This window comes from Polymorphobacter megasporae (assembly GCF_018982885.2).
In the GTDB taxonomy this organism is placed as follows: domain Bacteria; phylum Pseudomonadota; class Alphaproteobacteria; order Sphingomonadales; family Sphingomonadaceae; genus Polymorphobacter_B; species Polymorphobacter_B megasporae.
This window is the reverse complement of record NZ_CP081848.1, coordinates 830,696-856,734: the sequence shown is the minus strand read 5'-3', so window position 1 is coordinate 856,734 and position 26,039 is coordinate 830,696. Positions and strand designations below refer to the sequence as shown.

Annotated in this window: 18 protein-coding genes; 8 read left to right on the top strand and 10 right to left on the bottom strand. The window is 66.5% G+C overall.

Going from position 1 to position 26,039, the window contains the following annotated elements:
* Positions 1-88 precede the first annotated feature (88 nt).
* The 6 genes from KTC28_RS03930 (at position 89) to KTC28_RS03905 (ending at position 10,524) form a co-directional block, all read left to right on the top strand.
* Positions 89-1,165, top strand: coding sequence for an alpha/beta hydrolase (locus tag KTC28_RS03930; RefSeq protein ID WP_255602254.1), 1,077 nt, complete (start codon positions 89-91; stop codon positions 1,163-1,165).
* Between the two features lie 117 nt (positions 1,166-1,282).
* On the top strand, positions 1,283-3,502 hold the full coding sequence (locus KTC28_RS03925) for a TonB-dependent receptor (RefSeq protein ID WP_255602253.1): 2,220 nt from the start codon (positions 1,283-1,285) through the stop codon (positions 3,500-3,502).
* 231 nt (positions 3,503-3,733) lie between these two features.
* Entirely contained in the window at positions 3,734-5,425 is a 1,692-nt protein-coding gene (locus KTC28_RS03920) for an alpha-amylase family glycosyl hydrolase (RefSeq protein ID WP_216710247.1), read from the top strand.
* Positions 5,422-6,321, top strand: a complete 900-nt coding sequence (locus KTC28_RS03915; RefSeq protein WP_216710246.1) for an ROK family protein — start codon at positions 5,422-5,424, stop codon at positions 6,319-6,321. Before KTC28_RS03920 ends, KTC28_RS03915 begins: the two co-directional genes overlap by 4 nt.
* Positions 6,322-6,553: 232 nt before the next feature.
* Positions 6,554-8,797: a TonB-dependent receptor gene (locus KTC28_RS03910; protein WP_216710245.1), complete on the top strand. Its 2,244-nt coding sequence runs from the start codon at positions 6,554-6,556 to the stop codon at positions 8,795-8,797.
* Positions 8,798-8,799: 2 nt separating this feature from the next.
* Entirely contained in the window at positions 8,800-10,524 is a 1,725-nt protein-coding gene (locus KTC28_RS03905; RefSeq protein WP_255602252.1) for a tannase/feruloyl esterase family alpha/beta hydrolase, read from the top strand.
* A gap of 13 nt (positions 10,525-10,537) precedes the next feature.
* On the opposite strand, the gene KTC28_RS03900 is transcribed toward KTC28_RS03905, so the two are convergent.
* The 7 genes from KTC28_RS03900 to KTC28_RS03870 all read right to left on the bottom strand — a co-directional run bounded on the left by KTC28_RS03900 (position 10,538) and on the right by KTC28_RS03870 (position 20,148).
* Positions 10,538-10,843, bottom strand: coding sequence for a MarR family winged helix-turn-helix transcriptional regulator (locus tag KTC28_RS03900; RefSeq protein ID WP_255602251.1), 306 nt, complete (start codon positions 10,841-10,843; stop codon positions 10,538-10,540).
* Between the two features lie 322 nt (positions 10,844-11,165).
* Complete coding sequence (locus tag KTC28_RS03895) at positions 11,166-12,527, bottom strand: MmgE/PrpD family protein (protein ID WP_255602250.1); 1,362 nt, start codon at positions 12,525-12,527, stop codon at positions 11,166-11,168.
* Positions 12,527-14,071 carry a tannase/feruloyl esterase family alpha/beta hydrolase gene (locus KTC28_RS03890; RefSeq protein ID WP_216710243.1) on the bottom strand — a complete coding sequence of 515 codons (1,545 nt, stop codon included), beginning with the start codon at positions 14,069-14,071 and terminating at the stop codon, positions 12,527-12,529. The genes KTC28_RS03895 and KTC28_RS03890 overlap by 1 nt, the downstream gene beginning before the upstream one ends.
* The gene (locus KTC28_RS03885) at positions 14,071-16,746 is read right to left on the bottom strand and encodes a TonB-dependent receptor (protein ID WP_216710242.1); all 2,676 of its coding nucleotides are present in this window, start codon (positions 16,744-16,746) and stop codon (positions 14,071-14,073) included. The genes KTC28_RS03890 and KTC28_RS03885 overlap by 1 nt, the downstream gene beginning before the upstream one ends.
* A 68-nt stretch (positions 16,747-16,814) precedes the next feature.
* The gene (locus KTC28_RS03880) at positions 16,815-17,843 is read right to left on the bottom strand and encodes a hypothetical protein (RefSeq protein ID WP_216710241.1); all 1,029 of its coding nucleotides are present in this window, start codon (positions 17,841-17,843) and stop codon (positions 16,815-16,817) included.
* The gene (locus KTC28_RS03875) at positions 17,840-18,961 is read right to left on the bottom strand and encodes a CapA family protein (protein ID WP_216710240.1); all 1,122 of its coding nucleotides are present in this window, start codon (positions 18,959-18,961) and stop codon (positions 17,840-17,842) included. The genes KTC28_RS03880 and KTC28_RS03875 overlap by 4 nt, the downstream gene beginning before the upstream one ends.
* Entirely contained in the window at positions 18,958-20,148 is a 1,191-nt protein-coding gene (locus KTC28_RS03870) for a cytochrome P450 (protein ID WP_216710239.1), read from the bottom strand. Before KTC28_RS03870 ends, KTC28_RS03875 begins: the two co-directional genes overlap by 4 nt.
* Positions 20,149-20,256: 108 nt before the next feature.
* Here KTC28_RS03870 and KTC28_RS03865 point away from each other — a divergent pair, with 108 nt between their 5' ends.
* Entirely contained in the window at positions 20,257-21,240 is a 984-nt protein-coding gene (locus KTC28_RS03865; protein ID WP_255602249.1) for a LacI family DNA-binding transcriptional regulator, read from the top strand.
* Between the two features lie 62 nt (positions 21,241-21,302).
* Entirely contained in the window at positions 21,303-22,265 is a 963-nt protein-coding gene (locus KTC28_RS03860; protein WP_255602248.1) for an alpha/beta hydrolase, read from the top strand.
* Positions 22,266-22,280: 15 nt separating this feature from the next.
* Here the strand turns inward: KTC28_RS03860 and KTC28_RS03855 are convergent, their stop codons facing one another.
* From KTC28_RS03855 to KTC28_RS03845, 3 genes are read right to left on the bottom strand one after another with little or no spacing between them, the layout of a single operon-like run.
* Complete coding sequence (locus KTC28_RS03855; RefSeq protein WP_216710237.1) at positions 22,281-23,606, bottom strand: alpha/beta hydrolase; 1,326 nt, start codon at positions 23,604-23,606, stop codon at positions 22,281-22,283.
* Positions 23,607-23,664: 58 nt separating this feature from the next.
* Positions 23,665-24,501, bottom strand: a complete 837-nt coding sequence (locus tag KTC28_RS03850; protein ID WP_216710236.1) for a p-hydroxycinnamoyl CoA hydratase/lyase — start codon at positions 24,499-24,501, stop codon at positions 23,665-23,667.
* Positions 24,502-24,530: 29 nt separating this feature from the next.
* On the bottom strand, positions 24,531-25,979 hold the full coding sequence (locus KTC28_RS03845; RefSeq protein ID WP_216710235.1) for an aldehyde dehydrogenase: 1,449 nt from the start codon (positions 25,977-25,979) through the stop codon (positions 24,531-24,533).
* Between the last annotated feature and the right edge of the window lie 60 nt (positions 25,980-26,039).

Genomic DNA, 26,039 nt, shown 5'->3' with positions numbered 1-26,039 from the left:
GATCATGCGTGAATCTCCTTGCAAATCCTTGCCGGAGCCGCAGTCTGACGGCGAAGCGCGCGCAGACGCTGGATGGGAAGGATGAGAGATGGACCTCACGCGGCGGAGCTTTCAGTTCGGCCTGATGACGTCGGGCCTTATCGTGCCGGCGATGGCCGCAGCGGCGTCCCCGGCCGGTTCGGTGCTCGCATCGGGAGCCGCCGGCCCGTCGCTCGATCGCGTCGATCCCGAACTGCGCGCGGGCGCGCGGCTAGTGATGGCGCGCCCGCTGCCGTTGCACTGGACTGACGAGGGGCTACGGGCAATTCGCGCGAATATCCCGCCGCCGCCCATGCCGTTGCCCGCTCCGGCCGCCGCGGTCGAACGCCGCTCGGTCGCGGGGACGAAGGGCCAGCCCGACGTGCCGATCATGGTGATCGGCGCGCGGCCCGGCGGCGCACCGCGTCCGGCCGTGGTGCATATTCACGGGGGCGGCATGATCCTCGGTCGCGCCGCGGACGCGGTCGTCGCGTCGCAGAAGCTCGCCGCCGAACTCGATTGCGTCGTCGTCGAGGTCGAGTACCGGCTGTCGCCCGAGACGCACTTTCCCGGTCCGATGGAGGATTGCTACGCTGCGCTGGCGTGGCTGCATGCCAATGCGGCGGCGCTTGGGGTCGATCGCTCGCGGATCGCGGTCATGGGCGAAAGCGCGGGCGGCGGCCTCGCGGCGATGGTGGCAATCGCCGCGCGCGATCGCGGGCAGGTCCCGCTGCGCTACCAGGTGCTGATCTACCCGATGCTCGACGACCGCACCGGCAGCACCCGCCGCGTGCCGCCGTTCATCGGCACGATCGGGTGGAACGAGGCGGGCAACCGCTATGGCTGGTCGAGTTTCCTCGGGCAGCCGGCGGGGGCCGTGACGCCGGCTTACGGCGCGGTGCCGGCGCGCGTCACCGATCTCGTCGGGCTTCCTCCGGCATTCATCGGCGTCGGCGCAATCGACTTGTTCTGCGACGAAGACATCACCTACGCCCAGCGCCTCGCGGCGGCGGGGGTGCCCGTCCAGCTCCGCGTTACGCCGGGAGCCTATCACGGCTTCGACTTCATCGCCCCCGCCGCGCGTGTCGCGATTGAGTTCACGGGGGCATGGAAGAGCGCGCTCCGCGCTGCATTCGCGACGGCCTAGCGCGACATTTTCGCCAACGGTAGCTGCGGCGCGAACCGGATTGCACGAGCACGACACTCGTGATAGCGACGTGCAAACGATTGCAGAAAAGCGATCGATAAACAGGGGAGTTTGAGAATGAACACATCAGCAAATTTGACCATAGATGCGCCGCGCGGTCGCTCGTTCGCCGCTGTGCGCAGCCGTCTGCTGCTGACCAGCGCGGGTATGGCGCTTGCCTGCCTCCCGGCCGTTGCCGCCGCGCAGGATACCGTCGTGCAAACGCCAGCCGCCGCGCCGGGGGTGCCCCAGACAGCCGCAGCGTCGAATGAAGACATGGGTGAGATCGTCGTTACCGCGCTGAAGTCGGGTGCGACGAAGCTCGACCGCGTACCGATCGCGATCCAGGCATTTTCCGGCGCCACGCTTAAGGAGCGTAACATCCGCGACGGCGGCGACCTGATCTCGCTCATTCCGGGCGCCGCCGAGACGCAGGAAATCGGTGCGGGCTACCGGATCTTCTCGATCCGCGGTTCAGGCGCCGGCGGTCCGATCGGCGACGGGCTCGTCGGATACTACCTCGACGACACGCCGTTCGGCGTCCCCAACAACCAGAGCGCCCCGCCACTCCAGTATTTCGATATCGACCGCGTCGAGGTTCTGCGCGGCCCGCAGGGTACGCTCTACGGCCAGGGCTCGTCGGCGGGCACGATCATCTTCCACACCAAAAACCCCGATCTCAACAAGATTACCGAGGCGGGTGAAGCCGAAGTCTCGACGACGAACGATACGCATCAGATCAACTATCGCGGTGCCGCCGCGATTTCGGTGCCGATCGTCCCCGGCAGCCTCGCGCTGCGGGTCAGCGGCGGCTACGACTATCGCGCCGGCTATGTCGACGTCTATCCCGGTGCGCCGACGGGCACCCCGACGAAGCGCGATGCCAACGACGTCGTTGCGAAGGACCTGCAGGCGGTCCTGCTGTGGCAGCCCGATGCCGTCACGACCGTTCGGCTCCGTGCCTGGTATTTCAGCACCGACGAGGACTATCTCAGCGTCTTCAACTCGGTGAGCCCGCCGTACGCATCGTATCAGGGTAATGTCGTCGGTTATGATCGGCGACACGCCGAATATTTCTCGGGCACGATCACGCGGCAGGTCGGTGAGTTCACGCTGACCAACGCGACGTCGTATCAGAAATCACTGCCCGGCGGCTTCGCGGTCGGCCTCAATCTCGGCGCACCGCTCGGGATCGGGACGCTGACGAACGGCGGCAATGCCGATAGCTTCGTCAACGAATTCCGCGTCGCGACGTCGGGCAGCGGACCGTTCCACGGGGTCGCCGGGGTGTTCTACCAGAACGCCACCGGGCTCGCGTCGTTCAACCTCAACTTCCCGGGCCTCGTTCTAAACGGCGACACCCAGACCAAGACCGAAAACGAAGCCGTCTTCTCCGAAGTCAGCTACGAATTGTTCGACGGTAAGCTCGTCCCCCTCGTCGGAATCCGCTATTTCAACGACACGCGGAAAGCAGATTCGCTGACGAATGGCGTTCACGTCCTGACCAACGCCAACCCCGATGCGGTAACATGGCGCGCGAACCTTGCGTATTACCCGAGCAAGCAATGGACGGTTTTCTTTAACGCCGGCACGGGCTTCCGCAGCGGCATCCTCCAGTCGCAGGCACAGGCGAGCGCGGTGACCGCCGATGGCGTCCCGAGCGGGCTTTCGCTTAGCCCCGACCGGCTGCGGAACCTCGAAATCGGGACGAAGGGGACGTTGTTAGACGGTCAGCTCCGTCTCGCCGTCAGCGCCTACGACATCAAGTACACGAACATCCAAAGCGCGTTCAACACATCGATCGGGCTCGCGGCGTTCGCCAATCTCGGTGACGGCAAGAGCCAGGGCATCGATCTCGAGGCAACGTGGAAGACCCCGCTCAAGGGGCTGACGCTGTCGGCGATCGGCAACGTCAACGACTCGAAGTTCACCAAGGTCATCCCGGCGTTCACGGCGGCGAACACGCGCATCACCAATGGCTCGCGGCTGTTCTATACACCGCCGTTCAACTTTCGGACCGACGCGACCTACGACCGCAAGATCGGCGATTACGACATGTTCGCGACTGCATCGGCGACGGCGGTCGGTCGTGCGCGCAACGGCGACGCGACGGTCGTCTCGGTCAACCCGTATCAGCTGTATTCGGCCAGCGTCGGCGTCAGCTTCGACCGTTACGAAGTTCGCGTGTTTGCCGACAACCTGTCCGACTATCGCGGACCGACCTCGGCCAACGGGCCGACGCTGCTCGCCGGACCGCGCCCGCGGACGGTTGGGCTGACGTTCCGCCTCAACACGTGACAGACAGGGCGGGCTCGATGACGCGAGCCCGCCGCGTCCGGTCGGATCGAGACGCATCCCTGGCCCAGCCCGCTTGAGTTTATCGACAACCGATTGCATCTGCCGGCTCGAGCGCGCCTGCACGACCAACTGACCGGGGTATCCGAAGACATCATGGAAAGGGATACCGATCGCGCGCGCCAAGCCCTCGCGACCTGCCTCGATCGAATTTACGGGGACAACGCGGGTATAGTGTTCGCGAAGGCAAACGACCTGCTCGGTCGCGCGGTCGCCAGTCGCCGTGCCGACCTCAAGGCACTCGATCACCGCCGCTCGGCCGACATCGGCTGGACGGCGCGATCGGGCGAGACCGTGTACGCCTTCTATGTCGACCAATTTGCCGGGACGCTCGATGGTGTTGTCGACCGGCTCGACTATCTCCAGTCGCTCGGCATCCGCTGGCTGCATCCGCTTCCCCTGCTCAAGGCGCGACCGGGCGAGAGCGACGGTGGCTTCGCGGTCGCCGACTATCGCGAAGTCGAGCCCCGACTTGGCGATCTTGCCGCGCTCGAACGCCTGTCGACCGAGCTGCGCCGACGCGACATGGGGCTGGTCCTCGATATCGTCTGCAACCACACCGCCCGCGAACACGACTGGGCAAAGCGCGCGCGCGCGGGTTATCCGCATTATCGCGCTTACTATCATGTAATCGACGCTGAGGACGTTGCCGGATGGGAGGCGACTTTGATCGACGTCTTCCCCGACACCGCACCGGGCAACTTCACCTATGACGCCGCGATGGCGGGCTGGGTGTGGACGACATTCTATCCGTATCAATGGGACCTGAACTACGCCAACCCCGAGGTCTTCCTCGAGATGCTCGATGTGCTGCTGTTCCACGCGAACCGCGGGGTGCAGGGCTTCCGCCTCGATAGCGCGCCGTTCCTGTGGAAGCGCGCGGGCACCACCTGCCGCAACCAGCCCGAAGCCTACGCAATCGTCGCCGCCTTCCGCGCTGCGCTCGATATCGCGGCGCCGAGCGTCGTCCTGCTCACCGAAGCAATCGAGAGCCCCGAGGACGTGATGCCGTTCTTCGGCGAAGGTGACGCCAGAGGGAGCGACCTCGCGTACAATAACGGCGTGATGACCGCCTTGTGGGGAGCGCTGGCCGATCAGGACGCGATGATCGCGCGGACGATGATCGCTGCAGCGGCGGAGCGGCCGAACCACGCGGCATGGCTCAATTACATTCGCTGCCACGACGATTTGATCTGGAACGCGCTCGCGGGACATGCGTCGCCAGCCGACCTGCAGCGCTGGTCGGACTTTTACGGCGGCAACGGTTTTTCGGGGGGACAGGCGTTTCAGACCGTGCCGGGCGGGGTGCCATCGACCAACGGAATGGCGGCGGCGCTGGTTGGGCTGGGGCGCCCCGATGTCGATCAGGGCGAGGCCCTCGCGCGGCTCAAGCTACTGTACGCGACGATCCACGCGCTCGACGGCTGGCCGATGATCTACATGGGCGACGAGGTCGCGCTCGGCAACGACGTGACTTACCGCGACGATCCTGCGCGATGCCACGAAGGCCGATGGCTCCAGCGACCGGAGATGGACTGGAGCCGGGCGTCGCCGACTGATTCTCCGGAAGGACAAATGCGCGATGCAATTCGCATTTACGGTGCGGCGGCGCGCGCGCTGAACGCGCTCGGCGTCGCAGGCCGGGCGGTGCCGCTTGTGCTCGATTGCGCAGCTGTCCTCGGCTTTGCCCGCGACGATGGGCGCCGGTTCCTTTGCCTCGCCAATTTGTCGGCGGAGGCGCAGACAGTGCGGTGTCCGCGAGGCTGGGATGGACCGGGATTCGATGTGCTGACAAATCGGGTGATCCCGGCGGGTCCGGTCGACCTTGCGCCGTTCGAGGTCCTGTGGCGGCTCGCCGATCAATGAGCCGATACGCAGGCGTCGAAATCGGCGGGACCAAGGTCTTCGTCGCCTTCGGAAGCGGTCCGGACGACCTGAGTCCGCCGGTGCGAATCGCGACCACGACCCCGGAGCAGACGCTCTCTGCAATTGCAGACTTGGTCGCCCGGGAAATTGACTCAGCAGGCGTCGACGCGATCGGCGTCGCGAGTTTCGGGCCATTGCGTGTCGACCCTGCCGCGCCCGACTACGGCCATATGCTGCGAACGCCCAAGCCCGGCTGGTCGGGGACCGATCTGCTCGCACCGCTGCGGGCGCTGGGGCTGCCTATTGCGCTCGATACCGATGTCGCGGGCGCGGCGCTCGGCGAAGGAACATGGGGTTCGTGCCGCGGAATGCGGGACTACGCCTATGTTACGGTCGGGACGGGAGTCGGGGTTGGGATCATGGTCGCGGGTCGCCCGGTTCACGGCCGCCTCCACCCCGAGGCTGGACACCTGTTGGTCCGGCGCGACCCGGCTATCGACCCCTTTCCCGGTATCTGCCCGTTCCATGGTGACTGCCTCGAAGGGCTGATCAGCGGCCCGGCGATCGAGCAGCGGATGGGTCGACCGGGTGCTGACGTTTCGCCCGATCATCCGGTCTGGGAGCTGATCGCCGATTACCTCGCGCAGCTGGCGGCGACGCTGTGTTACGTCGTTGCACCGCAGCGCATTGTCCTCGGCGGCGGTGTCGGTCAGAACCCGCACGTGTTTGCCCACCTGCAAGCGCGCCTTTCCCGCCAACTCGCGGGCTATCTGCCCGATCTCGATGACCCTGCAGCGCTCGCCAGCCTATTGGTTCCCCCCGCACTCGGTGATCGGTCGGGCGTGCTCGGGGCGGTGGCTCTTGCCATCGAGGCGCAAGCACGAGGCGAGCTGTAGACGGCCGCCGCGGGCCTCGCGACGAACTTTGAGCAGTGATCGCCCCGGCCTGCGACACAAAAGCTATGTCCGAAAACAATCCATTGCCGACGTCTTTTCGGCGCGTTATCCTGACGTCAACGAATAGGCAAAAGCCTGGCGGCAGGGGGCGATTTCAGCGGCCGACGACTCCGGCACCGAGGCTCCCCCGGCATCTTTACTTTGATGCTTTTGATTTTGGGGAGATCTTGCGATGCGCCAACGCCTGTTCGAGTCGACCGCTTTCCTGTTGATTGCCGCCGCGCCGGTGGCCGCCTGGGGTCAATCCGCCGGAACCGCTGCGCCCCTGGGAGCCGAGCCGAGCCCGGCGGGAAGCGCGACGCCAGTGAGTACGGCGGCTGAATCGGGAGGCCTCGCCGAAATCACCGTCACTGCCCAGCGGCGCACCGAGAACCTCCAGAACGTCCCGATTGCAGCGACTGCGTTGTCGGGGAGCCAGCTCGAGGAGAAGGCGGTTACCCGGATCTCGGACCTCCAGTTCGCCGCGCCGTCGCTGTCGGTGGTCGACGCCGGCCTGACCCAGTCGGTCAACATTCGCGGCATCGGCATCGCGAGCGGATCGCCCGCGGTGGCGAACGGCGTCGCGGTCTACATTAACGGCGTCTTCCAGCCGCCCCTGCTGACGACATCGAGTTTCTACGACATCGGCAGCATCGAAGTGCTGCGCGGGCCGCAAGGGACCCTGGTCGGATCGAACTCGACCGGCGGCGCGATTTTCATCAATTCGGCGGCGCCCGAACTGGACCGGGTCGGCGGCTTCCTCCAAGGCGCGCTCGGCAACTACAGCAGCGCTGCGGCGCAGGGCGCGGTCAACGTGCCGCTGACCGACAACCTCGCGATCCGCGCGGCGGGGAACTACGAGCGCCACGACAGCTATTTCAACGACATCGGTACGTACCACAATCACCCGAATCGCCTTGACGAGAAGGCGGGACGCCTCGGCGTGCTGTGGACTCCGGGAAACCTGCACGCGCTCGGCCATGTCGAGTGGATCGACAAGCAGACCGGGGGCTATGCCTATCGTCCGTTGCCGGGAACGCCGTACGGTGCCGGTGCGATCGGTGACATCCGCACGCTCGACTACGATGCGCCGACCTCGAACTACGAGCGTGGCTTTCTCGCCGATCTCGAGCTGCGGTACCAACTCGCTGACGGCATCACCATCCGCTCGATGACAGGGTACACCAGCAAGCGGGTCACCAACCTCTACGATACCGACGGCACGGCGCTAAATACGGCGGCGACGCCGGCCCAAACCGAGGACCAGTTCGTCCGCGAACGCGAGGTGTCGCAGGAGATCAACCTGCTGTCACCGACGACGGGCCGCTTCAACTGGATCCTCGGCGGTTATTTCCAGCACAACATTATCAACGTCCGCATCCTAAATCACACCGGTGCTCCGGTCGATCCGACCCACATCGTCATCAACGACTACAAGACGACCGTCGGTGCGTTCGCGCAGGCGGGGTACAAGATCACCGACCGGGTCGAGTTCCAGCTCGGCGCGCGCTATTCGCATTACGCGGTGACGCAGGATGGCGGGGTCGCGATCGGCTATGGCACGATCTTCGGCCCGGGCGGACTGACGGTGGCTAACCTTGGGAGCAACCACAAGGACGGCCGCCTCACCGGCAAGGCCAACGTCAACTTCCAGGTCGACGACGACAATCTCGTCTATGCCTTCGTCGCGCGCGGCTACAAGCCCGGCGGGGCAAACTCGTCGGTCTCGCAGTTCAGACCGGAGACCGTTTGGGATTACGAAACCGGCTGGAAGTCGACGATGCTCGACAAGCATCTGCGGACCCAGCTCGGCGCGTTTTACATGAATTACAACGACTTCCAGTTTGATTTCGTCGACACCAGCACCGGCCAGAGCGGCGTGGTCAATGTCGCGAGCGCGAAAATCTACGGCGTCGAGGGACAGGTCCAGGCTAAATATGCCGGGTTCGATGTCGATGCGGGCTTCGCCTATGTTCATTCGAAGCTCGGCAGCCTGACCGCAGTCAATTCGCGGCTGATTCCGCCGGGAACGACGCTCGGGCCGCAGTGCGGGGCGATCCCGACCGCCGGTTGCACCAACTACGGGCCCTATTTCCAGCAGGCCGGCGGCGGGCCGAACCTGTTCTCGCCGAAGTGGAGCTACAACGTCGGCATCGACTACGAGATCGCGATCAAGGACGGCGTAAGCCTGACTCCGCGACTCAACTATGCCTTTGTCGGTTCGCAGTACGCCGGATATTTCTACACTCAACAGTTCGACACATTGCGCTCGCGCGGGCTGCTGTCGGCGCTCGTGACTTTGCGCGTCAAGAAGTGGACGCTTGAAGGATACGGCACGAACCTAACGAACAAGACCTATGTCAGTGGCATCACCGGGAATAACCAGTTTTACGGGCCGCCGCGCGAATATGGTGTCCGCGTCGCGGTGAGGTTCTGATTATGCCCAAGATTAAGGCGATGCTCCTCGTCGCCGGTTCGGTACTGGCGACTTCTCTCGCCGGATCCGCCCAAGCGGCAGAACCGGCGGATCGCTGCGCCATGCTCGCACAATCCGGCCGGGTTGCCTGGCCCGATCCGACGACGCGGATCATCAGCGCGGTGGGGCATGGCGCAGAGGCGGCGCCGGCCCCGCGGCTGCCGCCCGGAGTCCCGCCGATGCCCGCGCTCGAGCTTCCGGCGCATTGCGACGTGATCGCGACGATGCACGAACGCACCGGCGTCGACGGCCAGCATTATGCGATCCGCTTCCACCTGCGCCTGCCCGATAGCTGGAACGGCAAGTTCTTCATGCAGGGCGGTGGCGGCACCAACGGCGAGCTCGGCGACGCGATCGGACGCCTCAGTGGCGGGGCCGCGCCCGCGCTGGTCCAAGGCTATGCTGTCATGTCGCAGGATTCGGGACACGACAATGCGACCAACACCGTCCCGGCGCGCGGGGGCGTCTCGGCGTTCGGTCTCGATCCGCAGGCGCGCGCCGATTACGGCGGCACGTCGCTCCGCCCCACGGTCGAAGCGGCAAAGGCGCTCGTCGCCGCCTTCTACCAGCGCCCGCCGCAGAAGAGCTATTTCGTCGGCTGCTCGAAGGGCGGGCAGGAGGGGATGATGCTGGCGACGCGCTATCCCGACCTGTTCGACGGGATCGTGGCGGCTGCCCCCGGCTTCGCACTGCCGCGGGCGGCGCTGGCCGAGGCTTGGGACACGCAGGCGCTGGCTGGTGTCGTGCGGGCAAAGGGCGAGCCGGTGACGCTGGCATCGTTGGCCGGGACTTTCTCCGCCGCTGACGGGCAGCTCGTCCGTCGGGCCGTGCTCGCGGCATGCGACAAGGCCGACGGCGTAGTCGATGGGATCATCGCCGATTATACCCGCTGCACCTCCGAGCGCGTGCTGCCCGAGTTGGCGAAGATCACCTGTGCTGGAGATAAGCAGGACTCGTGCCTGACACCGGCGCAACTCACCGCACTCCGCAAAATCCACGATGGCGCGCGCGATCCGAAGGGCAAGCCGATCTATTCGGGTTTCTACTGGGATGCGGGCTGGGGCGACGACGGCTGGCGGGTGTGGAAGACGGGAGCCGGGCCAGTGCCCTCGATCAATGTCGCGATGGGCAGTCCCTCACTCGGCGCAGTGTTTACGACGCCGCCGACCGCACTGCCTGAGGATAATCAGGCGAAGCTCGACTATTTGCTGCACGCCGACATGAACGCCGAAGCTGCCAAGATCTACGCGACCGGCGACGGCTTCACGCGTTCGGCGTGGCAGGACATCGGGTCGCGCTCGGCCGACCTGTCGGCGTTCCAGAAGCGCGGCGGCAAGCTCGTCGTACCGCAAGGCGTGTCCGATCCGGTCTTCTCGGTCGAGGACACGATCGCGTGGTATAAAGAGGTCGACCAGCGCGACGGTGGCGGCGCGGCGGGCTTCGTGCGGGTCTTCCCCGTGCCCGGCATGGGGCATTGCCAGGGCGGCCCGGCAACCGACGGCTATGACGCGTTCGGCGCCGTGGTCGCGTGGGTCGAGCATGCCAAGGCACCCGAGAGCCTGATCGCGACGGCCAACCCGCGCTCGCCGTGGCCCGGACGAACGCGGCCGCTCTGTGCCTTCCCCAAGGTCGCGCGATACGACGGGACCGGAGATGTGGAGAAGGCTGCGAGCTTCACCTGCTCGTAAGATCAGGCCGGCCCTAAGCGCCGACGGCGGCGATCCGGTCGAGCAGAACGATCAATTGTTCGCGTTCGTGCGCGTCGAGGTGCGCCAGCATTGCTTCCTCGTGCGGAACGATGTGCGTGATGCAATCCGCGAGGGCGGCCTCGCCGGCGGTGGTCAGCGAGAGCGAAACGACGCGGCGATCGCCCACCGAGCCGTTCCTTGCAACGAGGTCGCGGTCGACCAGCTCGTTGATCAGCGTCACCATGTTGGCACGCTGGATTCCGAGCGCGCGACCGACCGTGCCTTGGTTCATGCCTGGATTCGCGGCAATCACCGACATGATCCCGAACTGGACCTGCCGGATCTTCGTCGTTTGCATAGCGTTTGCGAAGTTCGCGGCGAAGGCGACCGCTGCGCGCCGAAGGTGATAGCCGGCAAAATTACCCAGGGCGCCAAGGTCGACAGGGCTCTCTAAGTCGTCACTCAATTGCATCTCGCTTCGTCATCTGGCCGCCGATCCGCAGGGTGGCGATCGACATGGATCGAAGCTGGGGTTGCCCCGGTCCGATCGGTCTTCTGCGCCCCTGTACTTGCGGAGTGCAGTTGTATCCAAGCTGTAAGTGCATGAGACCAGCGTGGCGGCGAACAGTCGCGCGGCCGGGTCACACCGCTGGTTGGAAAAGTCCGGAAATATCGTCGCAGTCGTCGATCGTCAGCAACCTGTGCGCGAGCAGCCCCGCCGCCGCACGTGTCCAGGGCACCGATGCGCGTTCAGCGCATGCCACGAACTTCTCGACCATATCCGACACCGGTATCGAACGGGTTGGATGACCGAGGGCGATCGGGACGGCGGCCTCAACTGCTCGACCGTCGTCGAATACGATCTCGACGATACCGCCGATCGCCGTAGGGATGGCGGCAGGGTCGAATCTCGCCGACATTCGTGCCGCCATGGCGAGGACGTCGGCGTTGCCGCGCGACGCGGCGTCGAAGTCGTCGAGCCCGACCTCGCCCCTGACGAGTGCCAGCGCAACGGTGAAGAAAATGCTGAACTTCGCATCGATCGACGTCGTCGGAGCCCTTTTCCGCTCGGCCGGCATGACAAGCATCTGCTGGACCTCGCCGACGACGACAGTCGCGCTGGTGATCCGCCGCCAGTCGAAGCCCGGTGCCTCGCGCAGCCGCAATGCCGCTTCGATATAGGCGTGGGTGCCGCGGCACGCGGGCCAGCGTTTGAACGTCAGTTCCGCTCCGTGGAAATATGTGCCGAGCCGGTCGGTGAGCACCTCCGGATCGTAGCCGCCGCCGGCGAATATCTGAAAAAAGCCACCCTCTCCCTCGAAGGGCGTTTCAAATCCGACGACACCGTCGCGCGCAAGCTGCGCCGAAACGACAGCCGCCTGCGCCGGGAATGCTTCACGGATCGCCCGAATCGTCGTGCTGGTGCTGTATTTGATTTCGGCGGGCGCGGTTGCCTGGCACAAGACGAGCGACAACGCGCCGCGTGTTGCCGCAGCGTCTAGGCCGATGATCCGCGCCGTTGCCGCCGTCGCGCCGAAAGCGCCGAGGATCGGGGGCGGATACCAGCCGGTCATCGGACGCGTAAGCGACGACGCAATCCGGCATGTCAGATCGCAGCCGATCGCCATCGCGGTTAGCAGTTCGCGTCCGGTCGTCGCGCGCGTCGAGGCCAGCGCGAGCACCGCCGGCACCAACGCCGCATTCGGATGGCATGGCGCGGCGTCGAACGTGTCCTCGAAATCGAGCGCGTGTGCCAAGGCGCCATTGGCGAACGCCGCCAGCGCAGGCGATGTCCGTTCATTCCGGCCAAGCAGAGTCGCCGGACCCGTACCCGAGGCCATCGCCAGCGCAGTGAATGGCGCGGCTTCGGGACTCATCTCGCTAGCGGCAAGCATGACACCGATAGCGTCGAGCAATGCCAGCCGCGTATTGGCCAGTGCGGCAGGTGGGATCGCCTCGAAAGCCGTTTCGGCGATATGTCGGCACAGCGAGTCGCTGAGCATTATCGAGCTGTCGCGAGCAACGGATCGATGCGGCACGCGAACGACGCGGCACTGTCTTGCGGTCCGACGCCGTCATAATGGGCTGACTGCGGGAATAGGCACAATGCGCGCGTCAGGACGACGTCGCCGTGCGCGATCTTGGCGGCGACGATACGGTCGGGCGCGCGGTCGTGCTCGACCCAGTCGATCACCGCCCACAGGATATCGCGCGACGGGTTGGCGGGCGTGGAGATCTGCCCCGATCCACCGAACTCGTCGGCTCCCGGGCCGCCATGGCAGTGGTACATGCCCGGGACCATCATCAGTCGAACCGATTTCGCGAGCTCCGCCGCACCGCCCTGCGCCGCCTCCAGTTCGCGATAATAGTCGATCGTTGGTCCCGCGATCACCGACGGGTCCTGCCATCCCTGATAGATCAGCGCCTTGCCGCCGCGCTTTATGAATGGCGCGATAGCGGTACTATCCGCGCGCAGTTCGGGCATGATCGCATTGGCCTTGTCGAGGTCGGCGGTCCGGCGAAAGCTGTTCTCATCCCAGGCTGGATCGTCGTATACCGCATCGGCCCACATCGCGCGGAGCAAAGGCGACGGCGGTCCCGGCCGGGTGCGGACGCCGGGCAGCAGCCCATGGTCCATAATGCGTCCAGTTTCGTTGCGCATCGGTGCAACAATCTCGGTCAGCATCGCCACGTTGGCGGGCGACAGGCAGGCCGTCGCCTGACCTTCAGCGCATTTGAGCTCTGCCGGGGTGAAGCGGCACGCGAGCGGATTCTCTACGATGCCATCACGGACGCCGTCGTTGCCATCGCACGCCGCATTCGCACTCCGCTCGTAAAGCGCCCAGTCGGCATCAGTCAGCGCCCCCGCAGGGTTCTTCTTCTGGAGCAGTGAGAACCACATCATTCTTACCGAGATCAGCGGCATATACGGCCCCGGCGCTCCAGCGACGACGCCGTCATAGTCGCCGGCATAGAGCTGCATTTCCTTGAGGGCCTGCCGCCCGCCGCCCGAACAGCCGAGGAAATAGCTCCTGTCGGGAGCCTTGGCGTAATAGTCCGCCGCTAGCGCCTTCGCGGCGAGCGCGGTCAAATGCGTTGCGCGATGTTCGTAGTCGACGCGCGCTTTGGCATCGGCCATCCACCGTGCCTGGGTCGATTTATGCCCGCTGTCGGTCGTCACCGTGGCGAACCCTTCGCCGATCCGGCGACTCATGTCGGTGTAATTATAGACCCCGGCGTCGCCGCCGACACCTGCGCCGAGCAGGCGTCCGTTCCACTTTTCGGGAGCAGGAAGCCATAGTTCGAAGCCGATGTTGCCCTCGATCGTCCCCTCGATCCGGCAGAGAGGCACGGTGACCGGGAGCGGGCGATAGGAGCTCGTGGTGTCGGGCTGCCATCCCGACGGCTCGGGCACGATCGACTGCGCCGCAGTGATGATGACCCCTCCGGGATGCGGCCCGGCCAGCGCGGTGCAATCGTGCGCCGCAGCCGCTGGCGCCCACGCCGCGGCACTGGCCGCGAGGGTAAACGCCAGCGGCCAGCGCATCAGAACTTGACCCCCGCCGTCACGCTGATGAGCCGCGGAACCGGGTTGGCCGACTGCGGGTCGTAGCCGCGCGTCGTATCGACGAACGGCGGGTTGCGGTCGAACAGGTTGCGTACATCGACCGACAGGGTGAGCTGGCGCGTCACGTCGAGGCCGACGTAAAGGTCGACCGTGTCATAAGCGCTGACCGTCTGGTTCGGTGTTACCGTCGTGTTGCGATACCCCGACAGGTGGTTGACCGTGACGCGGCCATGAAGCTTGTCGAGCTTGACTCCGACATCGGCCTGCATGCGGAACTTCTGCGGGAAGTTGATCGTGTTGCTCACGTCGATCTGCGGCGCACCGGGGACCGCCCGGAACTTGTATTCGGTGAAATAACTACCCTGGACCCCGGCATCGACCTTCGCATTGCCAATCGTCCAGTCGTAGTTGAGCCCGAAGTCGATGCCGCCGACGAGCGACGAGCCGAGGTTCTGGCGGCGGCCATCGACGATGAACGATACCGCCGACGTGTTGATCGCGCTGTTGATCGGCAGGCCCGAGGTGACCAGCGCGTTGACCTGCGCCGCCGTCGGGTTGAGCGTCACGAACGACGCATAGATCGGGTTGGTCAGGATGCCCGCAGTGCCGCGCAGCGCCTGGATCTGGTTCTTATAGTCGATGTGGAAATAGCTCGCCGTCGCGACGAGGCCGGGGAAGCGGACCGGCGCGATCTCGATCCCGCCCGAATAGGTCGTTGCGGTTTCGGGCTTGAGCTGCGGATTGCCGCCCGCGATGCCGATGCCGGTCAGGTTGCCGTTGGGACCGGGCAGCGTGTCGTAATACAGCCCGGCACCGCCCGCGACGGTCGAGACCTCGGTGAAGGTCGGCGCGCGGAACGACGTGCCATAACTGCCGCGGAAGGTGACGCCGGCAATCGGCTTGTAGGTCACGCCAACCTTGGGATTGGTTGTATCGCCGAAGTCGCTGTAATGTTCGTAGCGCCCGGCGAGCGAGAGCGACAGTTCCTGGATGCCGTCGATCGCGTTCGGTCCGGCGAAGATCGGCACGTATAACTCGCCGAACGCCGCCTTGACGTTGCGCGTCCCCGCGTCGCGGATATGGGCCTGTGCCGTGCTGGTGCCGACGGTTAGGTCGGTGAAGGTGTATTCCTTGCGGTACTCCCCGCCGACTGCAACGCGGACGTTGCCGCCGGGCAGGCTGAACAGCGATCCGGCGAGCTGGACGTTACCGACATCGAGCCGGGTGGCACCGGCGATGATGAAATAGTTGTCGTTGATGCGCCGGAGCGTCGCCGGATTGTTCGGGCCGCCGAAGACGTTGAGCGCGGTGGCCGGGTTGGTGTCGGCGAGCGCGGTCGCGAGCGCTGCGGAGTTCACCCCGAGACGGCGATCGGCGATATCCTTCGACTCGCCGTGCGCATAATAGGCCGTCGCCACCCAGTCGCTGAACAGCTTGGCTTCGACGCCGCCCGACAGGTTCCACGAATAGCTGTGGTACGGATTGCGGTCTGCACCGAGCTCGGGAAGCAGCGAATAATTTACCGTCTCGGACGTCAGACCCGGGACGGGCGAAACAAAGAAAGGATTGGTGTTGCGGACCGTCGCGGTGAACGTGTCTCCCGTCCCCAGCGAGATGCCTTCGCGGTACGAGTAATATCCATCGGCGAACAGTCTTACCCGATCGCCGATCTGCTGGCTGACGTTGCCGACGAGGCTGGCGCGCTGCTGCTGGGGGATGACCGCGTCGTTGGTATTGTAGAAGCAGCGGTTGGCGGTCCCGGCGACCAGCGAACCGACATTCGCGCGCGTCACGCCGCCGGTGGGGATCGCATAGGTGCTGCCACCTGCGGTAATCGTTCCCGGATTGCAGAATGTCGTCCGCAGGTCGCGCCCGCCGCGATTGACATTATTGTCCTGGTAGAAGGGCAGGTCGCCGCCGATCAGTGCGTCGTTGCGAGTATATTCGCCCGCGAGCATCGCCGAGCCGGTCGCCCAGGTCTTGCCGACGATGCCAGCCGCCTGCTGCTCGTTATAGCCGCCTTCGGTCAGTCCGCTGCGCAGGCGGAACTCGGCGCCGTCGACCTTCTTGCGCAGGATGAAGTTGACCACTCCGGCGATCGCGTCGGATCCGTAAATCGCCGACGCGCCGTCGGCGACGACCTCGACGCGTTCGAGGGCGATCGACGGCAGGACTGCCGGATCGGTGTACTGGCCCTGTGTGCCCTGCGGCGGGAAGCGCTTGCCGTCGTACAGCAGCAGTGTCGCGTTGGTGCCGATCCCGCGAAGGTTGATACCCGCCCCGCTGGTCGCATTGGCTTGCCCGTTCTGTGCCGAGCCGCCGTTGCGGTTGGTCCCGAGGCCAACGACCTGCGGCAGGCGGCGGAGGAGATCGTTGGTCGAGATCACCGGCTCCTCGGCGATTTTGGCCTGGTCGATCGCGATGACGTTCGATCCGGTCGCGGTGACTCCGCGAATACGGCTGCCGGTGACGACGATATCGGCGTCGGCAGCGCTCGTGTCGGGGGCGGCCGCGGCGGCTGTTGTTGAGGGAGTGGCCGCGACCGCCTGGTCGCGCGGCTCGGCGGTCTGGCCGAAACCCGGTGCCGCGAAAACTAACGCCAAGGCGCTTCCGGCGATCGTTGCCGTCCGATGCGTTTGCAGACTGTGATGCATGTCACTCCCCTTGTGCTGAGCCGGTGCGTCTCTGCGGACACTGCGGCGGTGATTCCGATGAAAAGGTGTTACTGAGCTTCGGCGAGCGCTCGCCGCCCGGCGGCGCCGAACCGTGGCGCGACCGACAGCAGCACGATTGCGGCGATCAAAATGACCGCGCCGGTGAGTTCGGCGGGACTGGGCATCCGCAGGCCCCAGCCCCAGGCGAGGAGGATCGATCCGGCGATGCCGGCGAGCAGGCTCGACGCGCGTTCGAGCGGGACGCAATAGGCGTTCTCGCGGACATCGAGCAGGATGATCGCCGAGAAGATCGAAATCGCCGTCAGCGTCACCGCGATCAGGCCGATCCAGACCATCACCGGATCGCTCCAGATCGTGATGAAGCCGAAGCCGAGTTCGCCCGATTGGCCGCCGATGCCCGACGCCGAGACCGCCGCAAGCAGCGCGACCGACAACGGCAGCGCGACCAGCTTCTCCTCGACGAAGTAACGGCGGACCGACGCCGGTTCGCCGGTCTTGGCGACACGGGTCATCACCGCGAGGCGGATGAAGTAGCCGAGCGTGTACAGGACGACGGTCAGGATCGCCAACGGCGGCAGATTGAGCCCGCCGCGCGCGTGGAGCGTGATCGCCAGCGCGAGCGCGACGAGGCCGAGCGCGGTCCAGCTCCACCACCGGACGCGGCGGCCATAGATGAGGTCGACCAGCGGCGCGATGATCAGGATGTCTCCGCGCATGAGCAGCTGGATAAACGGGATGCTGACGCCCTTGAAGGTAAACGACAGCGGCACGGTAAACAGGATCAGAGCGGTGCCGATCCCCGACAGGACGGTATAGCGGGTCGGCACCGGCAGCGTGCGTCCACCCACCGTCACGGTGTGCGCATCGCGGTACCAGCCCGCGAACCAGATGAAGAGATAGGTCAGGATCGCGTTGAGGATCAGCGAGGCCGGCAGCGTTTCGAGGCCGGTCAGCGGCGGCACGCCGGCCCCGCGCGGCAGGCTGGTGATTAGCTTGGTGATGATGACGTTGGGCAGATAAACGAGGAAATAGACGCCGACATACGCCTCGAGCGGGAAGGCGCGCCGCGCGGTCACGCTGCCAGCTCCAGCTCGACCATGTCGTTGCCGCTGCGGTAGCGGGCGTTGAGCCCGGCCTCGGCGGTGACGGCGGTCATATAGTCGACGATCTCGGCATGGCGCGCCGACCCGTGTGCGACGAAGCGCGGAACCGCGTCGGTGCCGATGTCGAGCGGCAGGAAGCCGGCGCGGACGACCTTGCCCTCGGCGATCTCGAAGCGCGCGACCATCGATGCCCGTGCCGCATCAGGGAAGTTGTACAGGCTGTCGAAGTCGGGCTCCCACACTTCGGCAAGGGCGCGAATTTCGTTGAAGCTCGCCGATGCCGCGTGCGCCGGGTCCATTCGCAGGTCGGTCGCAAAGTTGCACAGCGAGTAAAATACCGGTTTGCCGTCGATCAGCTCGCAGCCCTTGAGGATGTGCGCGTGGCCGCCGAGGATGATGTCGGCCCCCGCCTCGACGGCGGCGCGGGCGACGTCGCGCTGATAGTCGGCGATGCTCGCGCGGACGAAATGGATGCCCCAGTGCTGCGAGACGATGACGATGTCGTTCGCCGCTTTGGCCGCGCGGATGTCTGCCACCATCGCCGCAAGGTCGCCGCGATGGGGGTAGGTGTGGATGCGCGGCGGCGTCCCCGGCTGATCGTGCTCGATCTGCTCGTAGACAGTGAAGGCGCGCATCGGCGCACAGCCGGGGCGGCGCTCGTCGGCCCAATACGCCTGTGGCAGGATGCTCGAATAAGCGAGGAAGGCGACCGTCGTCCCGTCGGGCAGCGTGAAGCGCGCGGGTGTCCGCGCCGCGGCGATGTCCGGACCCGCGCCGACGACCTGCATTCCCGCGTCGCGCAAGTGGCGCTGCGTCTCGGCGAAGGCTTCGTTGCCCCAGTCGAGGACGTGGTTGCCGGCGCACGAGATGATGTCGAAACCCGCGCGCCCGAGCGCTGCTGCGCCCTCTGGCCGTGCGAGGACGGCATGCCGTGCCTGCGGCAAGCGCGTCCCGTGCGCGGCGAAACTCGTCTCGAGCTGGCCGAAGACGATGTCCGCCGCCAACAGCACGTCGCGCGTAGCGACGAAGCTCTCGTCGTAGTCGGCGCGGTCCATCGCGAGGTCGCCGGTCGCGAGGACGACGCCGGTCACTGCACGCTGCCGGTTGCTGCGCCGAACGTGATCGGGACGCTCAGCGCGCCGATTTCGGGAAACCGCGTCGGCACCGGCTCGCCCGCGAGGGCGAACGACGGGGCCGCCCGCAGCAGTTCGTCGACCGCGACGATCAGTTCGAGGCGGGCGAGCGCCGCCCCGACGCAGGCGTGCGGGCCACGGCCGAACGCGACCGACTCCTTCATGTTCGGCCGATCGAGGCGGAACGTGTCGGCCGCTTCGAAGACGTCCTCATCGCGGTTGGCCGACGAATAGACGAGTGCGATCGGCTCGCCGGCGGGGATCGTCCGGCCCCGGATCGTGACGTCGTGGATCGCGGTGCGGGCAAAGCCGCGATACGGCGTGTAGAGCCTGAGGAACTCGTCGATCGCGGCGGGCAGCAGGTCGGGCGAGGCGCGCAGGCGCGACTGGAGCGCCGGATCGCGCGCAAGGTGGACCGCGATCGACCCGATCATCACGCTTGGTGCGATCAGCCCAACGACGAGGACCTGTCGGATCGTGCCGACGATCATCTCGTCGGGGAGCGGCTCGCCGTCGGCGCGGGCAGCGAGCAGCGCGCTCGTGGCATCTTCGTCGACCGATAACGGCGCGGCGCGGCGGTCGGCGACGACCTGCCTCGCCATATCGTAGAGGAGCAGGCTGGTTTCCTTGGTTGTCACCAGGTCTGCCGACTGGACCGCGATATTATACTTCCGCCCGGCATCGGTCAGCGCTTCGATCGCCGCCGCGTCGAGATTCATCCAGTGCGCGAAAATGGCGACCGGCATCGGCGCCGAATAGTCGGCGCAGACGTCGCCGCCGCCATGCGCGACCATCGTTGCAAGCAAGCCGCGGCAGATCTCGCGCATGACCGGTTCGAGCCGGGCAACGCGCTTTTCGGTCAGCAGCGGCGCGAGCGCACGGCGGTACGGCGTGTGCTCGGGCGGATCGAGATGGAGCGGCGGGCGGCGGCCGGTGAAGGCGACTTTCGGCACGACGTTCTGCGTCGACGTCTGGAATGTCCGCCAGTCCGACGCGGCCGCGACGACATCGTCGTGCTTCATCAGCGCCCAGAAGCCGCCCCAGGTATCGCTATGCGCGACCGGGCATGTTTCGCGCAGTGTGCGATATTCGACCTGAGCGCTGTCGAAGGTTTCGGCCTGCATCGGGTTAAAGTCATTCGACATAACAATGCCGTACGAGAGGGTGTAAGCGCTTGCAAGCATATTTTTGCGGCGGTCGCGTTATCTGCTCTATGCTGATCGGCGATGCAGCCCCCGTCCGACCGCGCGCGTGTGCCTCGCCTCGAAGAGGTCGCTGCCCTTGCCAATGTCTCGTCGGCGACGGTCTCGCGCTATTTCAACTCGCCGGGTATCGTTGCGCCAGCGACTGCCCAGCGGATCGAGGCGGCGATCGCGGCGACCGGCTATCTACCGAACCTAACCGCGGGCGCTCTCGCGTCGAGCCGGTCGCGGCTGATCGCGGCACTCGTCCCCGACATCGCCCAGTCGATCTTCAACGACACGATGGAAGCGATGATCGACGCGCTGTCCGCCGAGGGCAACAGCGTGATCCTCGCGCTGACCGGCACAACCGATGGCCGCCTCGGCGCGCAGATCAATGCGGCGCTGTCGCGGCGGGTCGATGCGATCATTCTGACGGGCATCGTCGCCGATGCCGCGATCCGAGCGCAGCTTCGCACCAGCCGGGTGACGGTGATCGAAACCTGGGGCCTGCCCGACGATCCGATCGACATCGCAATCGGGTTTTCGCACCGTGCGATCGGTGACGCGCTGGCCTGTTTCCTGCGGGATCGCGGATATCGGCGGCCGCACCTGATCGTGCCGCGCTCGCCGCGGGCGGAACGGCGCGCCGCCGCGTTTGCCGAGCGCTGGATCGCCGATGGCGGTGAGCCGCCGACCCGGTTCGAGGTCAACGTTCCGAGCCACTTCGGCCAGGGGCGGCTGAGCTACCGCGGTCTCGCCGATCTTGCGGTTCAGCCCGACGTCGTCGTCTGCGGCTCGGACTGGATCGCGCAGGGGCTGATCGTCGAGGCGCAGGTCGCCGGGATCGCCGTACCCGCCCAGCTCGCGGTCACAGGTTTCGGGAATTTGCGAATGGCCGGCGACATGCGCCCAACGATCACCTCGGTCGATGTCGACGGCGCCCGCATCGCCCACGAGGTCAACCGCGTGCTGCGATTGCGCGCCGCCGGGACCAAGCTGGCCGAACGGTCGATCGACGTCGGCTTCCGCATAATCGCCCGCGAAAGCGCATGAAAGGGCTTGCATCGCTAGTAGCCGGCGAACAGTATTGCGACATAACAAGACGGAGAAACGCGATGCGGGGATGGATTCGACTGATTGTCACGTCGGCACTGGCGACGAGCGCGGCATGTGCGCAGCCGGTCCCGATCATACCGCCTGCCGACATGGCGCGGATGGCTGTGGCGCGCGCGGCGGCGGACGCGATGCCCGACACACCGGGAACCGGCCCCTACCCCGCGATCAAGACGGTCGAGCCGGGCCTGCCCGACCACGTCGTCTATCTTCCCGCCGACCCGGCCAAGCTCGGGTCGCTCAAGCTCGGCGTCCTCGTCTGGGGCAATGGCGGGTGTAGCGACGATGCCGCGAGCGCGCGGCATCACCTCGCGGAGATCGCCAGCCACGGCTATGTCGTCATCGCACCGGGCAAAATCCTGTCGGGCCCCGGCGCGCCGCCCCGCACCGCGCGGTCCGCTCCCGAGCCGCTCGGCATCAAGACCGACACGGCTCAGGTTGCCTCCGGGATCGACTGGGCACTCGCCGAGAACAACCGCGCAAGCAGCCCGCTCTACCAACGGATCGACCCGGCACTCGTTGCGGTCTCCGGCCATAGCTGCGGCGGCTTGCAAGCGCTTCAAATTGCTGCCGACCCGCGCATCCATGCGGTGATCATCCACAATAGCGGCGTCTTCACCGATGGCGGCAACCCGATCGCCGGGCTCAAGGTCGATAAGACGCTGCTGAAAACGCTGCACACGCCGGTACTCTATGTCATGGGCGGCCCCGGCGACGTCGCATTTGCCAACGGCAGCGACGATTACGACAAGATCACCTTGGTTCCGGCGATGCTCGTCAGCCACGACACCGGGCATGGCGGCACCTTCGGGCTGGCGAACGGCGGCGACAACGCGCAGGTCGCGGTCGCGTGGCTCGACTGGCAGTTGCGCCATGATCCTGCGGCGGCACACTGGTTCAAGGGCGCCGACTGCCGCCTGTGCACCGACAAGGCCTGGACGGTCCGCAAGAAGGGCATCGACTGACGCCCCGCGCCGCGTCTAGCGACAGGCCCCGTCGCGGAGACACGGGCGCAGCATCGGCGGCGGATCGTAGGCGACGAATTCGGCGGGACGGACCGGCCACCGCCCGGTATCGATGCGGGTCTCGAGCTGGTGCAGCGACGCGAGCACGGTCGGCGTCGTGAAGGTGCAGTGGCCCGCATCTGCCGCCCACAGGCCGCTCGTCATCCCCCGCGCGCGATGTTCCGCCGCCTCGAGATAGGCGCGCTGGAGCGACGGCGAGGTCAGCCCGTCGCCGATATTCTGCACCGCGAGTGTCGGCACCGTGGGTCGGGCGTTCGGCGTATAATGGTCGAGCATATAGCGCGTCGCGGCGGGGTCGGCGGCTACCCGCGATCCGGCATTGAGCGCGTCGAGGTCGCGGTTCAAGTCGAGACCGGCGGCGGCGTATAGCTTGGCGACGAGCGAGTGACGCCCGGAAAGCGCCAACTGCGCCCGGTAATCGACCCCGGTGTTCGACGAGAACACCCCGTGCGCGCGCTGCTCCTGATCGACCCGCGGCAGGAACGCGCCCATCGCAAACGTCTTCGCCATCTCAGCCTGCTGGGCAGCGGCGTCGTCGTCGGCGGGGCGCGGGCCGTCATGCGTCGTCCAGCCCGGCAGCCCCGCCAGCACCGCCGCCAGCGCAACGCGCGCGCGCCCCGCCGGGGTTGCCTGTGCTTCCGCCAGAACCGCCGCTACCCGGTGTGCGTTGTCGAGGTCGTTGTCGATTCCGGTCAACCGGATCGCCGAGTCGGGTGCGAGCAGGGTGCGGAAGGCATACGCTCCGTCGAGCGCCATGTTCATCATTCCCACCGCGCCGCCGATCGACCCGCACATCGGCAATGCCCCGTCGATCAGGCGACGCGGTCGCTCGGCGAGCGCGACCGTCACCAGCGCGCCCATCGAATAGCCCCAGGCGATCGTCCGCTTCGGTCGCGAAAATCGCTCGGCAAACGCCGTGATCGTCGCTTCCTGATCGGGGATCGCCGTCGCCAGCGCCCAGCCGCCCTCGGCATAACTTGATCCCGCGAGCGCATAGCCCGCGGCAAGCAGCGCCGCGCGCGACGCCGCCGGCGCATCCTCGGCGGCGGGACGCGTCCGGGCGTAGCCATGCGACCACAAGAGAAGCGTGCCGTTCCAGTTCGGCGGCACCGTCGCGCGCCAGCTTGCGCCATCGGCGAGCTCACCCGTTTCGGACCGCGCTGCGGAATTTGCCGGTGCCTCCGCCGCTGCGACCGGAGCGGAGACGAGCAGGAGCGCGACGCCGATCAGGCCAGACTGGAGACGGCCGCGTCGGCCCCGAACGGTGTCGGCTATCCGCATCGCGGACTCCTTTCTGCGGCGGACAGGCGGACGATCGCCCGCCTCCTCGCCCGTCAACTCAGGCGCGCTGCTTGCTGGTGTCGTACGCCCCAAGGCCGGGCTTGAAGGTCTTGTCGTCGATAAACTGCTTGATGCCTTCCTTGCGGCCGTGATTGTCGTAGCTGTTCGCCGCTTCCTGCGCGCGGATTAGGTAATCCTCGGCGTCGTCGTAGCTGAGGACGCCGATGCGGCGGACCGCATCCTTAGTCGCCTTGAGCGCGACCGGGTTCTTCTTGAGCAGGACACCCGCGACCTCGGCGACGCGGTCCTTTAACGCCGCCAACGGCAGCGCTTCGTTAACCAGGCCCCATTCGGCGGCCGTCTTACCGTCGACGTTCTCGCCCATCATCGCGTGGTACATCGCCTTGCGGAATGGCATCAGCTCGGTCGCGACCTTGGTCGCGCCGCCGCCGGGGAGAATACCCCAGTTGATCTCGGACAGGCCGAATTGCGCTTCTTCGGCGGCGAAGGCGAGGTCGCACGCGAACAACGGGCCATAGCCGCCGCCGAAGCACCAGCCGTTGACCATCGCGATCGTCGGCTTCTGGTACCAGCGCAGGCGGCGCCACCAGCCATAGGCCTCGCGCTGCGCGTCGCGCGTCGCGCCGAGCCCCTTCGCCTCGGTCTCGCGGAAATATTCCTTGAGATCCATCCCGGCCGACCATGCGGTACCCTCGCCCGACAGGACGAGCACCCCGACGTCGTCGCGGAATTCGACTTCGGCGAGCACCGCCATCATGTCGCGGTTGAGCGTCGGCGACATGCAGTTGCGCTTGTCGGGGCGGTTGAAGCGGACCCAGGCGATGCGATCGACGACGTCGTACGTGACGGTTCCGGTGTTGCTGGTCTCGGTCATGGCGTTTCCCTGTTGTCGATTGCGATCGGTCAGATCGGATAATGTCCGGGCTGCGTCTCGATCGTGATCCAGCGCAGTTCGGTGAAGCTGTCGATCCCGGCTTTACCGCCGAAGCGGCCATAGCCCGACGCCTTGGTCCCGCCGAACGGCATCTGCGCCTCGTCGTGGACGGTCGCGCCGTTGACGTGGCAGATCCCCGACTTGATCTGGCGGGCAACACGAAGTCCGCGCGCGGTGTCCCGGGTGAAGACCGCTGCCGACAGGCCGTATTCGGTGTCGTTCGCGAGGACGATCGCCTCGGCCTCGTCCTTGGCGCGGGTGATGCCGACGACCGGGCCGAAGCTTTCGTCGCGGAACAGCGCCATCGCCGGGGTGACCCGGTCGACGACATGCGCGGGCATCAGGACGCCATCGCTCGCGCCGCCGATGACCAGCGTTGCACCGGCAGCGACGGCGTCGTCGATCAACCCCGCGACATGGTCAACAGTCTTGCGGTCGACCACCGCGCCGAGCGGGGCCTTGCCCTCGCGCGGATCGCCGACCGCCATCGTCGCGACCTTGGCCTTGAACCGTGCGACGAAGTCGTCGGCGACCGCGTCGACGACGATGATCCGCTCGGTCGACATGCAGATCTGGCCCGAGTTCATGAACGCGCCGAACGCCGCCGCCTTGACCGCCTCGTCGAGGTCGGCGTCGTCGAGGACGATCAGCGGGGCCTTGCCGCCGAGTTCGAGGAGGCAGGGCTTGAGCTGCTGCGCGGCGCGCACGGCGATGATCTTCCCGACGGCGGTCGAGCCGGTGAAGTTGATCCGCCGGACCGCGGGATGGTCGATCAGCGCGCCGACGATCCCGGCGGCGTCGGCGGGGGCGTTGGTGACGATGCCGACGGCGCCGTCGGGCAGCCCCGCCTCGACGAACGCCTCGACGATCAGGCTATGGGTGCGCGGGCACTGTTCGCTCGCCTTGAGGACGACGGTGTTGCCGCAGGCGAGCGGGACCGCGATCGCGCGGACGCCGAGGATGATCGGCGCATTCCACGGCGCGATGCCGAGGACGACCCCGACCGGTTCGCGGAGCGCCATGGCGATGCAGCCGGGCTTGTCCGACGGGATGACCTCGCCCGAAATCTGGGTCGTCAGCGCCGCCGCTTCGCGGATCATGCCGGCGGCGAGCGCGAGGTTGAACCGCGCCCAGCCCTCGGTCGCGCCGATCTCGCCCATCATCGCGTCGACGAACTGCGGCGCACGTGCTTCGAGCGACGTCGCGGCCTTCATCAGCAGCGCACGGCGGGCGTTGGGGCCGACGACCGACCATGCGGCGAACGCGCCCGCTGCCGCGTCGGCGGCAGCATTGGCATCGGCGACCGTCGCCGCCGGCATCGTCGTCGCGACGCTGCCATCGACGGGGTTGAGACGATCGAAGGTGGCGTGCGGAGCCTGAGCCGTGTCGTCTCGAACAACCGATGCAGCTAGAGTCATCGTCACTCCCCAATCTTATTGTTATGAGACATAGGATAGATCGTCGCGGCTGCAAATCGG